General features: G+C 44.2%; 11 protein-coding genes and 1 pseudogene. 9 read left to right on the forward strand and 3 right to left on the reverse strand.

Annotated features, from left to right (window positions below; genetic code table 11):
- Window positions 1-149: 149 nt before the first annotated feature.
- Window positions 150-827, reverse strand: a pseudogene (locus tag I6L24_RS07620) (cupin domain-containing protein).
- Window positions 828-1026: 199 nt separating this feature from the next.
- Here I6L24_RS07620 and I6L24_RS07625 point away from each other — a divergent pair.
- Window positions 1027-2019: a Fic family protein gene (locus I6L24_RS07625; protein WP_005027395.1), complete on the forward strand. Its 993-nt coding sequence runs from the start codon at window positions 1027-1029 to the stop codon at window positions 2017-2019.
- Between the two features lie 331 nt (window positions 2020-2350).
- Here the strand turns inward: I6L24_RS07625 and I6L24_RS07630 are convergent, their stop codons facing one another.
- Complete coding sequence (locus I6L24_RS07630) at window positions 2351-3289, reverse strand: LysR family transcriptional regulator (protein WP_216985869.1); 939 nt, start codon at window positions 3287-3289, stop codon at window positions 2351-2353.
- A 118-nt stretch (window positions 3290-3407) separates the two neighbouring features.
- Here I6L24_RS07630 and I6L24_RS07635 point away from each other — a divergent pair, with 118 nt between their 5' ends.
- The 7 genes from I6L24_RS07635 (at window position 3408) to I6L24_RS07660 (ending at window position 9782) form a co-directional block, all read left to right on the forward strand.
- A complete protein-coding gene (locus I6L24_RS07635) occupies window positions 3408-4589 on the forward strand; it encodes an MFS transporter (protein WP_216985870.1) in 1182 nt (393 codons plus the stop codon).
- Window positions 4590-4592: 3 nt separating this feature from the next.
- Window positions 4593-4736 (forward strand): hypothetical protein, encoded by a 144-nt coding sequence (locus tag I6L24_RS07640; protein WP_216985871.1) that lies wholly within the window; start codon window positions 4593-4595, stop codon window positions 4734-4736.
- A gap of 30 nt (window positions 4737-4766) precedes the next feature.
- Window positions 4767-5798 carry a M81 family metallopeptidase gene (locus I6L24_RS07645; RefSeq protein WP_228733304.1) on the forward strand — a complete coding sequence of 344 codons (1032 nt, stop codon included), beginning with the start codon at window positions 4767-4769 and terminating at the stop codon, window positions 5796-5798.
- The gene (locus I6L24_RS16550) at window positions 5741-6298 is read left to right on the forward strand and encodes an MlrC C-terminal domain-containing protein (RefSeq protein ID WP_228733305.1); all 558 of its coding nucleotides are present in this window, start codon (window positions 5741-5743) and stop codon (window positions 6296-6298) included. Before I6L24_RS07645 ends, I6L24_RS16550 begins: the two co-directional genes overlap by 58 nt.
- Window positions 6299-6629: 331 nt before the next feature.
- Window positions 6630-7853, forward strand: a complete 1224-nt coding sequence (locus tag I6L24_RS07650) for an efflux RND transporter periplasmic adaptor subunit (RefSeq protein ID WP_216985872.1) — start codon at window positions 6630-6632, stop codon at window positions 7851-7853.
- Window positions 7850-9073: an ABC transporter permease gene (locus I6L24_RS07655; RefSeq protein WP_216985873.1), complete on the forward strand. Its 1224-nt coding sequence runs from the start codon at window positions 7850-7852 to the stop codon at window positions 9071-9073. The genes I6L24_RS07650 and I6L24_RS07655 overlap by 4 nt, the downstream gene beginning before the upstream one ends.
- Window positions 9066-9782, forward strand: coding sequence for an ABC transporter ATP-binding protein (locus I6L24_RS07660; protein ID WP_004646198.1), 717 nt, complete (start codon window positions 9066-9068; stop codon window positions 9780-9782). Before I6L24_RS07655 ends, I6L24_RS07660 begins: the two co-directional genes overlap by 8 nt.
- Window positions 9783-10111: 329 nt before the next feature.
- On the opposite strand, the gene I6L24_RS07665 is transcribed toward I6L24_RS07660, so the two are convergent.
- Window positions 10112-10612: a Dps family protein gene (locus tag I6L24_RS07665; RefSeq protein WP_004646199.1), complete on the reverse strand. Its 501-nt coding sequence runs from the start codon at window positions 10610-10612 to the stop codon at window positions 10112-10114.
- A gap of 759 nt (window positions 10613-11371) precedes the next feature.
- Here I6L24_RS07665 and katE point away from each other — a divergent pair.
- Window positions 11372-13495 carry a catalase HPII gene (katE, locus tag I6L24_RS07670; RefSeq protein WP_216985874.1) on the forward strand — a complete coding sequence of 708 codons (2124 nt, stop codon included), beginning with the start codon at window positions 11372-11374 and terminating at the stop codon, window positions 13493-13495.
- Window positions 13496-13525 lie beyond the last annotated feature (30 nt).

The following is a 13525-nucleotide window of genomic DNA, read 5'->3' on the forward strand; positions in this document are numbered from 1 at the left end:
AATTTGTCTTAGTCGATCATACATGAAAAAATAAAGATCAGAAATGTAGTGATATATCATTACATTTTGTATGAGTTTTAAAATTGGTAAGTGGACTGCTCCAAGTATTCTAGACACGAGACAGCTTCATTTCGGAAACACATTATTGTTCATTTCACCCACGCATCTATGGCATGTTGTAGATGACCAGTTTTGACATAAAGCGTTGCGCCTGATGGACCTGCCTGAAATTTAGCAGCACTATTGAGGGGAAGACGGACCCACGAACCTGCTGGATATATTTCAGTGCCGCAAAATAATTGACCTTTAATAATGAACAATTCAATCCCTTGTTCTGATTTCTCTACGAAAATTTGATCAGGTTCTAGCTTTTCTAAATAGGTCTGCTCATGTTCAGATTGAAATAGCGGGCATATCATCCGACGTTGGGTAAGCTTCTAATTCGCTAAGTCATTGGTGTTAATCCGGGTTGGTTCTCTCTCATGTTCAGTCATTTGCATCAGTTTCACAAAGATTAAACAACCTGCTTTACTGGAAACCCGATGAGTTGAATGATGGAGGTTACGTAAATACCAGCCTACCGGATAATCATCTTCAGCATTCTCGGTAAAAATGCCTGACAAGATGAGGACTTCTTCACCCAAAGGATGCTGATGTTCAGGAAAGGCAGATTCTGGCGCGTATTTCACAAGACTAGTTGCACGTGCTTTCTCATTGCCAATACGATCAAGCATCATTCTATCGACTTCACCTCCTGGAGATTTCACCCAATGGTAATCCTCTGGCTTGATGATGACGGGCTGTGAGAAGTCGGCATGAATAAACATAATGCTGTCCTGTAATGAAAAAACCTACGTATTTTAACGAGAATGCATAGGTTTATTTTAAAAGAAATAGCGATGAGTTATCTCACTGTTTCAGAAAAGATAAGCAGGTTAATAGCAGATATTACTCATTAAGCTATGCAATATTAATATTTTAGAGTTTAATCAACTGTGCTTTGTTTTTACATCAATGAGGAATGGCATGAGATATCAACCGCCTTATACGATCACCTCTAGAATTATTCACTTGATTGCACAAATTAGTGAATCAATAGGGCGTTTGACTGCATTAACCCAAATTCAAGATAGCCTTAAATTGCGAAAAGCAAATCGTATCCGAACGATTCAAGGGTCTTTAGCGATCGAAGGGAATACCTTGAGTACAGAGCAAATCACAGCGATCCTGAATGGCAAGACCATTATCGCGCCACCTAAAGAAGTTCAAGAAGTCCGTAATGCCCTAAAAGCATATGAAGAAATTCAAAATTGGAACCCTGATCAAGAAACACATTTGCTGAAAGCACATCAAATATTGATGACAGGACTGATTGATGAAATTGGACAGTATCGTCATGGCGGTGTTGGTGTGATGTCAGGGGATCGGGTCGTGCATATGGCTCCGCCTGCAAATCAAGTCCAGCGTTTAATGAGAGAGTTATTACAGTGGTTGGCTGAAGGCAATGAGCACCCATTGATTCAGAGTTCAGTATTTCATTATGAGTTTGAGTTTATACATCCATTTGCTGATGGCAATGGGCGTATGGGACGTTTATGGCAAACTTTAATCTTAAGCCAGTGGAATCCAATTTTTCTCAATATCCCTGTAGAAAGCTTGATTTATCAAAACCAAAAAGCTTATTACGATGCATTGCAAGCGAGCACAGATCGCTCAGATTCAGCACCTTTTATTGAGTTTATTTTGCAGATGATTTTAGATGCAATACTCAGTTCTGATGCCAGCGATCAAGATACCGCTCAAGCTAGCGTACAAGTTAGCGATCAAGTTAAACGTCTCGTCCAGAAGATGGAGCAGAAGGAATATAGCTTAGCTGAGCTTATGGCTCTATTAGACTTGTCCCATCGAGCAACATTCCAAAAAAATTATTTAACTCCAGCATTAGAAGCCGGTGTGATTGAACGCACCTTTCCTGATAAGCCTAAGAGTCCTAAGCAAAAGTACAAATTAAAAAATTGAACTATACTGAGGTTGATGTGATTATTAATATCATAATGAGCTAATTGAAATGTTATAACATTGCATTTATTTTTAGGTGTAATTTTCTGCTATAATGCCGTACGCCACTTCAAATCCTGAATTCGGATTTGAACAAGATTTTAAAGTGATTCAATGCACTAAATCTAATTTGGGTCAAAATTGGGTCAATGAATATTTATATTTGTAAAATTATGTTTAAAATGAATGGGTTGGGTTTTGAGTTCAATTGACGCCACCTCCACCAAAATTCTTGTTATAAATCAGCCGCTTATTTAAGTGGCTTTTTTATTGCCTAAATTTTATAAGCAATTTAAAAGAGCAAATCAAAACTAGAACGAATACGCTCAATTAATAAATGTTTCGACTCTGACAAATGGGTATTTTTGCGGACCTTCAATTGGGTCTGAGCCGTGTTGCACAGCTCGGAATCAATAGTTAAGGCAACGGCCTGACCTTCTTTAACCGCATCTGCGATATCTGCATAGCGCATGGCGGAAATCCCATGTCCAGCCACCACATAATTTTTTAAGGCATAAATAGAATTGGTGGTCAGACCAATATTCAGGTTCACTTGTAAGCGCACCATTTCACTGTCGAGTAGCTGACGGAAACCATGCCCTACGGGCATTAAGGCAAATTTATAGTCTGAAATTTCGGAAAGACAAATGCGATGCTTGAGCTTGGCAAGAGGATGACCGGCAGGAACAGCCAGAATAAAAGGTTCTGTTTTATGGGCAATGGTGCTGATGTCTATATGAAATGGAGGATTATACGCCAGTCCAATATGCGCCAGGCTGTCCACAATATGTCGTACCACATGCTGGGCACTCATTAATTCTAACTGGATTTCAAGATTTGGATATTTATAATGCACATGTCGAAGTACATCATAAATCATGTGTTGCATATAACTTTCACTTGAAACAATGTTCACTTTGCCGAGTTGAGAAGATTGCAGCTGAAATAAACTATCAAATAATTCATTTTCACGATTTTTATTTTCCTTGAAATACTCAAGTACCAGATAGGCGGCTTCAGTCGGAATAATATGCCGACCCTTACTTTTGAACAGGTTTATTTTTAATTCTGATTCAAAGAGTTGAATTTGTCGGCTCATGGCGGACTGTTCAATATTCAGGATATCTGCCGCTTTGCGCATCGAGCCAAACATCATCACCGTATAGAAATAACGCAAACGCTTTTTATTGATTCCGTTCAGTGGCGCAAGGAATTGCAAGTTTCTGTCCATAAAAACTCTGATGCTTTTAAAGCATCAGTATGCTAAATAAATTACATTGTTATCAAGTCAGGAGCATGCTTACATGGATTTTGAACAATAAGAAGATCTAGATAAAAAGGAGTTTTAGATGGATTTAATAACTTCCCGTCAACAACGGTTAGACCAGATTTACAAGAAAGTAAGCTGGCGGCTACTGCCATTTTTATTGCTGTGTTATTTCTTTGCTTATCTGGACCGGATCAATATCGGATTTGCCAAGTTACAAATGCAGCAGGAGCTGGGCTTTAACGATGCAATTTATGGCATGGCAGCCGGCATATTCTTTTTAGTTTATGTGCTGTTTGAAGTACCAACCAACCTGTATTTTGAAAAAGTCGGCGCCAGAAAAACCATTACCCGCATCATGATTTTGTGGGGCCTGACCTCCATGTCGATGCTATTTGTCACCACCCCGCAGATGTTCTATGTCTTGCGCTTTTTACTAGGTGTATTCGAAGCCGGTTTTGCCCCAGGCATGATTTTCTATCTGACCTATTGGTATTCTGGTGCACGCATGGCACGCGTGATGGCGATTGTCATGCTGGCCGGGCCACTGGCTGGCATGTTAGGTGCGCCGTTATCGACACAAATTATGAGTACTTTTCATCAGATTTATAATCTTTCTGGCTGGCAATGGTTATTTTTATTAGAAGCTGTGCCAACCGTGCTATTGGGTTGCGTAGCGTACTTTTATTTAACCGATCATCCTTCACAAGCAAAATGGCTGTCTCAAGAGGACAAAGCCTTATTGGTGAAAGAAATTTCCCAACATCAGTCTGCCACTGGTCATAGTAATTTTAAAGCGGTATTAAAGGATCCCTGGATTTATTTCATGGCCTTGGCCTACTTCACCATTATCTGTGGGATCTATGCGATTGGCTTCTGGCTACCATCTTTACTGAAGTCGGGCGGTATCCAGAATTTGCAGATGATTGGCTGGCTGGTGGCGATTCCATATTTATGCGGCGCAATTTTCATGATCATTTTTGCCCGCAGCTCGGACAAATGGCAGGAACGGAAATGGCATTGTGTAGTGCCTACGGTATTGGCCGGAGTCAGCTTGATATTGTCGGTGATCAGTGCGAATTTCCTGCTGTCCTTTATTGCGATCTGTACCGCAACGGCCTTCATGTTTAGTGCCTATACCATTTTCTGGTCGATTCCATCGAAATACTTAAGCGGTAGTGCGGCAGCAGGCGGAATTGCCTTAATTAACAGTATTGGATTACTCGGTGGTTTTGTCAGTCCAAATATTATGGGCATGGCGTAGTCAATGACCGGTTCCATGCTGGCAGGCTGGTTCACGATTGCTGTGATCATGATGCTCGGAGGCACTTTCCTGATTTATACCTTCAGACTGAAAAAGCAAGCTGCGCCTCAGCAAACAACACACACTGCTCTAATCGTCGATAAATAATCAATACGTAGCTTAGGAAGGATTCAAGATATGAAGAAAATCATCATTGCAGGCTTTCAACATGAAACCAATACCTTTGCCCCGACCAAAGCAAGCTACGTCGATTTTGTCCAGGGTGGGGGATTTCCGCCGCTCAGCCGCGGCGCAGATGTCCTGAAATTTTGGGAACAGAACATTCCGATTGGCGGTTTTATTCAACAAGCAGAACAATTCGGGTATCAACTTTTACCGGTGATCTGGGCTGGAACTTCACCTTCAGCGCATGTAGAGCAGGACACTTACCAGCAGATCTGTAATGAAATTATTGCAAGCATCCAGCAGCATCCGGCAGATGCGGTGTATCTGGATCTGCATGGCGCCATGGTCAGTGAACAGGTGGATGATGGCGAAGGCGAATTGTTAAGACGGGTTCGTGAAGCAGTCGGGCCGGACATTCCGGTGATTGCCAGTCTGGACTTCCATGCCAATGTCACGCAGGCAATGTTTGCCCATAGTGATGCATTGATTTGCTATCATCGGACCTATCCGCATGTAGATATGGCCCAAACCGGACAACGCTGTGCCCAAGTGCTGTATCAAATATTCCAGGGTAAAAAGCTACACAAGAAAATGTATAAGCTACCGTTTTTGATTGCGCTGAATGCACAATGTACCGAGTTGGAACCTACCCAGTCTTGTATGAATTTACTTGAACAGCTAGAGCAAAATAATTCTGTCCAGATGAATTTTACGCCGGGTTTTCCAGCGGCAGACTTTGCCGAATGTGGTGGTTGTATCTGGGGTTATAGTGAAAATGCTGAGCAGTTAGATCAGGCCATGCAAGACTATATCGCCTATGTGCTGCAACAAGAAGCGCATTGGAATATGGATTTCTTATCACCGGATCATGCCGTGCAGCAGGCGCTACAATTATACCAACAGCATCATTCGACCAGACCCGTGGTGATTGCAGATACTCAGGATAATCCGATCCGGGAGCCAGTGGTGATTCGAATACAACCGGGATGTTATCGGCGCTACATCGGCATCAGGTTAAAAATGCATTGCTTGGCCTCATCGTAGATCCCGTGGTAGTACGGCAAGCCTATCAGCTTGAGCTTGGTCAGTATTTTTATGCGAAACTGGGTGGAACATCGGGTATTGCGGGGGATGCTCCATTTAGCGCTGAATTTAAAATCAAAGCCTATAGCGATGGAAAATTCAGCTATGGCGGGCCCATGATGCATGACGTTGAGGCGGATATTGGCCCGAGTGTATTACTAGAAATAGATGGTATTGAAATTGCAGTCAGTTCCTACAAAGCCCAGTTGCTCGATCGTAATATGTTTAGAATTTTTGGTGTTGTGCCTCAAGATAAATCGATCATCGTGGTGAAAAGCTCGGTACATTTTCGTGCAGATTTTCAGGACATGGCTGCTGCCATTTTAGTCGCGAAAGCGCCTGGAGCCATGAAAGCAGACCCGAATGACCTGCCTTGGCAAAAGATTGATCCTGATAGACGACTCGTGCCGATGGGCGAAAGTCTGGCGCAACGTGATCAGCCATTGCGTCGTACTGTTTAACATTTAACTAATATCCAATTAACACCCAAGCGATTGAACAGGCGAGCTCTATCACGATCAAGCCTGTTTTTTTTGATCACATCTTCATTTCCTTAAACTCAATATAATTTTCTGGCACCTGATCCCGCGTCTGAATCTGCCAAAGATGGACTAGTCTGATATCAAACAGGGCTAGCTAAAAAAAGCGGACAGGAATTCAATATTCTTTTCAAACTCAACAAAATACCTATAATTCCAATTAGAAACTTGTTGTAAATTAAACCTTAGGAGAAAAACAAATACAGTTTTGACTTTCTTATTTTAAATTAGAACAATCAACCGGAGATTCTCATTGCGCGCTGCCCGCTATAAAATTTTGCTCATTATCGTATTGCTACTGGCAGTAGGGTTTGCTCTATTTCGTTGGTGGCAGGGGCCAGTGGTGCCTAGTTATACGCTGAGTGCCATGCCGCTGGTACAAAATGTTGTTGCGACCGGACGTGTTGCGACAGTTTCACGTGCCCAGGTAGGCAGTGAAATTAGTGGTGTGGTTCTGCAACGTCTGGTGCAGGAAGGCGATCAGGTTAAACCGGGTGATCTGCTGGTGGTATTGAAATCGGATGAATTGCTGGCCCAAGTCAGACAGGCCGAGCTGGCATTGACCGAATTGGCAAGCAGCCGACGGCCACAGGCTGCAGCAGAACTGGCCAGTGCCAAAGCCCAACTGGAGCAAGCCAGCCGAGAAGCTACACGTCGATGTAATGCAGAAGCCGGTATCCTGTCGAGGGAAGAAGTCGAACAGGCTGTGGAAGCAGAAAGAGTCGCGCGCAATAATTATGAGACAGCTCGGGTAAAAGCAGCCGCATTGGCTGCGGGTCAAGTCGAAGAAGCGTCGCTTCGGGAGCAGCTTGCAGTGGCACAGGCTCAACTGGCCAAAACCAAGATTCGGGCTGCGGTCGCCGGCACAGTACTGACACGCGATGTCGAGCCGGGTGATCTGGTTCAGCCGGGACAAACTTTATTTACCATTGCGTTAACAGGGAATACAGAAATCCGGGTACCGCTAGATGAGCGGAATTTACCGCAACTCGCCTTGCAGCAAAATGCGACCGTCATTAGCGATGCCTATCCGGATCAGTCTTTCCCAGCTCGGATCAATTTTATTGCGCCAAGTATTGACCCACAGCGCGGTACAGTAGAGGTCAGGTTAACTGTCAACCCCGTACCTGATTTTCTGCGTCAGGACATGACGGTATCGGTGAATGTCGAGACGGCCAAACGAACACGGGCACTGGCTATTCCGAATGATGCTTTAAGCAGTATCAAAGGAGATAAAGCTGTGGTCTTAATGGTACGTGCTGGAAAAGTACAGCGTCAGCAGATTACTTTGGGCTTGCGTGGCCTGGCCATGTCAGAAGTGAAAACCGGGCTGAGCGAGGGTGATCAGGTGCTGGCAGATGCCGAATCTTCATTGGAGGATGGCACCAGAGTTCGCTTAAAACCACAACAGAGTTCATTACAGAATTCTGCTGATATGGCCAATAGTAAAAATGAATTACCGGTGAACTTCGATTGAAAAATTTATTCGGGCGGCTCTGGATCGAATGGAAAATCGCGGTCAGTTTTTTGCGTGAGGGTTGCGCGCAGTCCATCATGATCACCATCGGGGTTGCTGTGGGCGTAGCGGTGATCGTCTTTATCACCGCGTTGATTCAGGGGCTGCAAGCCAATATTGTCGAACGTACCTTAGGTACACAGGCGCATATTCGCCTGTTGTCACCGGATGAAGTCAACCGGATTGTGTCACCTCCCGCCGGAACAGTGCAATTATTGCAGGAAGATAAGCGGGCGCAGCGCCTGCGTTCAATCAACAATTGGCAACAGATTACCGAAACACTGGACCAGTTACCTGTACTGACCGCTGTCTCGCCGGTGGTGTCTGGCCCTGCCTTTGTACAACGGGGTGATGCGATTGAATCCGTGGCCTTGGTCGGAATGAATTTGGAGCGTTATCAGCAGATCATTCCATTAAAAGAATATTTAACCAGTGGCCATTTGCGGGTTGGCGCGGATGAGGTACTGATCGGCAGTCAATTGGCCAAAGACCTCGGTGTTCAGGTCGGTAGCAAGTTGCGGCTAGATACTGGCCAACAAAATAGTGCTTTGGTGAATATTGCTGGTATTTTTGAGCTGGGCGTGCGCGAACTGGATGCGCGTTATGTTTATCTGGATCTTAAGCAGGCGCAGTCCTTACTCGGTCTGCCAGGCGGGGTAACGGTGATTGACCTGACCATTGCCAATATTTTTGAGGCAGACCAGGTTGCCGCACAAGTCGGACGCCTGACCTCATTAAAAGCCGAAAGCTGGATTGAAACCAATGCACAATTGATGAATGCCATTACTGCACAAAGCCTGTCCACCAATATGATCATTGTCTTTGTCGCAATTTCAGTGGCTTTCGGGATTGCCAGCGTCATGTCCGTCAGTGTGGTGCAGCGCACCCGGGAAATTGGTATTTTGCGGGCGACGGGTGCAACCCAATCGCAAATCCTGAGAGTTTTTCTGTTTCAGGGTGCAATCTTTGGCTTGCTCGGTTCAGTGCTGGGCAGCATAGTCAGTTATGGTCTGGTATGGGTATTTAATAATTTTGGGCCGGGATTATTCTATATTCCAATTTCGATTGAACTGGTGATTTTGGCGCTATTGTTGGCGACATTAACAGGCGTACTGGCTGCAGCGGTGCCATCACGCCGGGCAGCAGCACTCGACCCGGTGGAGGCGATTCGTCATGTCTGAGCAATCTCAGGAAGTTCTGCGTCTGGAAGCGCTGCGAAAATCTTATAATATTGGACAGCCCAATGAGGTTGAGGTCTTGCATGGCATTGACCTGCGCATTGATCGCAACGACTTTGCTGCACTTATTGGCCCTTCCGGTTCTGGAAAAAGTACCTTACTGAATATTCTGGGACTGCTAGATAAACCAACGAGTGGCGAGCTGTATTTGTTGGGACAACCTACCAGTGCGATGGATGATACCGGCCGTACGGCGCTGCGCGGCAACAGCATCGGATTTGTATTTCAGTTTCACCATCTGATTCAGGCATTTAGTGCACTGGATAATATTCTCATGCCTTTAATGATGGCGCATGGCAAACCGAATCAGCAGGCAATGCAACGCGCACGTGATTTACTAGCGGCAGTGGGACTGGAAAAATTTGCCGAGCGTAAACCGAATGAATTGTCCGGAGGACAGCAGCAGCGGGTGGCCATTGCTCGGGCCTTGATTACTGAGCCGGCATTATTATTGGCCGATGAACCGACAGGTAATCTGGATACCCAGACCGCGGCTGATATGTTTGAACTGTTTCGTAAAGTGCATCGTGAACGCGACTGCGCCGTACTTTTAGTCACGCATGATCCGCGCCTGTCTGCCACTTGTGATCGTACCATCAATCTGGTCGATGGCCGGATTGAAAGTGATTCGAGCAATTCTCCTCAAGATTAAGCTGTACTGTAAGGAGCCAGGAGGGCTAATTTTTTGAAGCGATCGAAAAGATATTTCAGATTTATAGCTTTCAAAAAATGATAGCCATATATGAGATTGAAATAATCTGTAAACAATCTGTTTGTTAAAAAAGGATGTATGCGATTGCCTACATCCTTAAATTTTGATGGTTTAATTTTAATGATCCTGACTTTTAGCTTGATCTAATCATTGAGTGCCGATAAATCCCTCTAATATAAACGTCAGGATGAAGCCGAACTTTAATGGCACTACCGCAAGTTTCCATTTCATCCTGTGAATAAGCCTGATTTCAAAGATTCGATCCGATTTTATTGTTCCAGATTGCTTCTCAGCATCCAGGCAGTTTTTTCGTGTACTTCCAGTCTTTGCGTGAGAATGTCAGCGGTCGGCTGATCATTGGCTTCTTCAATGATCGAAAAAATACTTCTGGCGGTACGTGCCACAGTTTCATGTGCATCTACCAGTAAACGTATCATTTCTTCGGCTTTAGGCACACCTTCGACTTCTTTAATGGAGGTGAGTTTTACAAACTGTTTATAAGTGCCGGGTGCTGCAAAACCTAGAGCACGAATACGTTCAGCAATGATGTCCAACGCATTCCATTGCTCGGTATATTGAGTCATAAACATGTTGTGCAGGCTGTTGAACTGGGGGCCGGTGACATTCCAGTGGAAATTATGGGTCATCAAATACAGGGTATAACTGTCTGCTAAAAGTCTGGATAAACCATCGACAATTTTGGCGCGATCATCATGCGAAATCCCGATATCAATTTTCATTGCTTTAGATTCTTTTTTAGAAGAGGCCATGCTCTTACTCCTTCAAACTTAACGCGATACGGTGTATTAAAATAAAGTCGGATGTATCTGAAGCCCGAGCCAAGAGATGAAATGATCTCTATGACTTTGTATTTGATCTAACAGGCTAAGAGATTTAAGTGGTTATAAGTTATAGATATTAGATCAATATAAAGGCAGGAAGTTTAGTCATTATGTATAAGCAGGACGCGGGATTGTAACTATTTAAATCTGTCAAATTTTGACTATACTTCAGCGGTAGCACGTTAATTTCTCATAGCAAATTGAACTTCTAAAAAGTCCTAATCATTTCAGGATTGAAACATCGTTTTGGGTTATGACGCTTATTTGTGAGCAAGATCACATATCACCATACTGAATCTTTATTTCGAAATATCTCTGTGAAATTTTAATATTTTATTTTAAATAAATAACTTAGATAAAAATTTAAATCATAAATAAACCCGAAATTTATAAAAAATAACACAATGCTGCCTTAATTAAACAAGGCACTACAAACAATAATAAATCTCTTTCTCAAATGCAGTTATGTTAGGACACAGGCGAAACCAATAACAATATTCCCAGAAAAGCAAAAATGCTTCGAGTCAGCATATTCAGAAGAAATGTGAGGCTGATACAGGATCGGCTGTAGCAGATTGACTTGCGGGATGATTTTGATTCGGTAAGCCATGCAATATATAAGCTCAAGCGACTTTGAGATAGACCAAAAATATCTGAACTAAACTCAAGCTCAGCAAGGAATACATCATGAAAATTAAGGCCAATAGCCCCGCGACTGGTAAAGACGGTTTAGACAAACAAAATACCAATAAAAAAAGTGAACAGCTCGACGCATATCGCAGTGATGCGACCGAACAGGCACTCACTACCAATCAAGGGGTTAAAATTTCCGATAACCAGAACAGTCTCAAGGCAGGCGTTCGCGGTGCGACCTTGATCGAAGATTTTATTCTCCGGGAAAAAATTACCCATTTTGACCATGAGCGAATTCCAGAACGTATTGTGCATGCCCGCGGTGTCGGCGCACATGGCTATTTTGAGGCTTATCCGGGGAATGAAAAACTGACCAAGGCAGGCTTCCTGACCAATACCAGTGTGCAAACGCCAGTATTTGTGCGTTTTTCTACCGTACAGGGACCACGTGGTTCAGCAGATACGGTACGTGATATCCGTGGTTTTGCCACCAAGTTTTATACGGATGAAGGTAACTTCGATCTGGTAGCGAATGATGCGCCGGTATTCTTTATCCAGGATGGGATCAAGTTCCCGGATTTTGTACATGCAGTCAAACCTGAACCTCAGACCGAGATTCCTACCGGTGCATCTGCACATGATACTTTCTGGGATTTTGTTTCTTTAGTGCCTGAATCTGCACATGCGGTGATGTGGGCCATGTCGGATCGGGGTATTCCGCGTAATTTAAGAGCCATTCAGGGCTTTGGTGTGCATACTTTCCGTTTTATCAATGCCGAGAATAAAGCGGTTTTTGTGAAATTCCACTGGACCCCAAAACAGGGTCTCGCCCAACTGGTCTGGGATGAAGCACAAAAACTGGCGGGTAAAGATCCGGATTTCCATCGTCGTGACTTATATGAAGCGATTGCTTCCGGTAACTATCCGGAATGGGAACTGGGTGTACAGGTCGTTCCAGAAGAAGATGAAATGAAATATGACTTTGACTTGCTGGATCCAACCAAGATTATTCCGGAAGAACTGGTACCAGTGACGCCGATTGGCAAAATGGTACTGAACCGTAATGTAGATTATTTCTTCGGTGAAACCGAGCAGGTGGCCTTCTGTCCGGGACATATTGTGCCAGGACTGGATTTTACCAATGATCCGTTATTACAAGCACGCCTGTTTTCCTATACCGATACCCAGCTTAGCCGTTTAGGTGGTCCAAATTTCCACCAGATTCCAATCAACAAGCCGGTTTGTCCATTCCACAATAACCAGCGTGATGGTTTACACCAGCGTATTGTGCATACTGGTCAAGCCAGTTATGAGCCGAACTCGATTGACAATAACTGGCCGGCTGAAACCCCACCAGCAGCACAAGGCGGTGGCTTTGAAAGTTATCAGGAACGTATTGATGGGCACAAGATCCGTCAGCGTAGCGAATCATTCAGCGATCACTTTAGTCAGGCCCGTCTTTTTTACCGAAGCCAGGCACCACATGAGCAAAAGCATATTGTCGATGCCTATGTCTTTGAGCTGAGCAAGGTGGAGCGCAAATATATTCGTGAGCGTGAAGTTCTGGAAGTGCTCTGCAATATCGATCTGGACTTGGCACAGCAGGTTGCTGATCAATTGGGTATTGAAATTCCGGCAGAGAAAAAAGCAGCAAAATTGCCGGATGTGCAGATTTCACCACGCTTATCTTTCGAGGCATTTAAACCTGAAGATATTAAGGCACGCAAAATTGCGCTACTGGTGCACGACAAGGCCAATGAGGCCAGTATCAAAGCTGTTCAAGCCTGGGCAGAATCGGAAGGAGCTGTGGTCGATGTACTGACCCCAAAACCGGGTCCGGTACTGGGTCAGAAAGGCGAGGTAATTCCTTCTGATGGTATGCAAAAAGCCGAGCCATCCATCGCCTATGATGCTGTGGTGATTGCTGACGGTGACAATTACGATGTGGTAATGAAAGACGGCGTGGCAACTCATTATCTGCTAGAAGCCTACAAACATTTAAAACCGATTGTGTTCCTGGGCGATAAAGGCAAGCTGATTGAGGATCTGCGCTTGGTTAGCGATGAAGGAACTCTGGCAAACGGAAAGTTTGAAGCAGTACAAGATAGCTTCAAGACTTTGATTCTGAACCATCGTGTCTGGGCGCGTGAAGCGATTGCGGAAGCAATTCCTGCCTAAACGATCCAATTTATATTTTAGAGGATAGAG

Origin of the sequence: Acinetobacter lwoffii, assembly GCF_019048525.1 — a bacterium.
In the GTDB taxonomy this organism is placed as follows: Bacteria; Pseudomonadota; Gammaproteobacteria; order Pseudomonadales; family Moraxellaceae; genus Acinetobacter; species Acinetobacter lwoffii_K.

Coding starts and splice junctions, on each gene's coding strand:
- I6L24_RS07625 (WP_005027395.1), top strand. CDS start 1,027: ATGAGATATCAACCGCCTTATACGATCACCTCTAGAATTATTCACTTG.
- I6L24_RS07630 (WP_216985869.1), bottom strand. CDS start 3,289: ATGGACAGAAACTTGCAATTCCTTGCGCCACTGAACGGAATCAATAAA.
- I6L24_RS07635 (WP_216985870.1), top strand. CDS start 3,408: ATGGATTTAATAACTTCCCGTCAACAACGGTTAGACCAGATTTACAAG.
- I6L24_RS07640 (WP_216985871.1), top strand. CDS start 4,593: ATGACCGGTTCCATGCTGGCAGGCTGGTTCACGATTGCTGTGATCATG.
- I6L24_RS07645 (WP_228733304.1), top strand. CDS start 4,767: ATGAAGAAAATCATCATTGCAGGCTTTCAACATGAAACCAATACCTTT.
- I6L24_RS16550 (WP_228733305.1), top strand. CDS start 5,741: ATGTTATCGGCGCTACATCGGCATCAGGTTAAAAATGCATTGCTTGGC.
- I6L24_RS07660 (WP_004646198.1), top strand. CDS start 9,066: ATGTCTGAGCAATCTCAGGAAGTTCTGCGTCTGGAAGCGCTGCGAAAA.
- I6L24_RS07665 (WP_004646199.1), bottom strand. CDS start 10,612: ATGGCCTCTTCTAAAAAAGAATCTAAAGCAATGAAAATTGATATCGGG.
- katE (WP_216985874.1), top strand. CDS start 11,372: ATGAAAATTAAGGCCAATAGCCCCGCGACTGGTAAAGACGGTTTAGAC.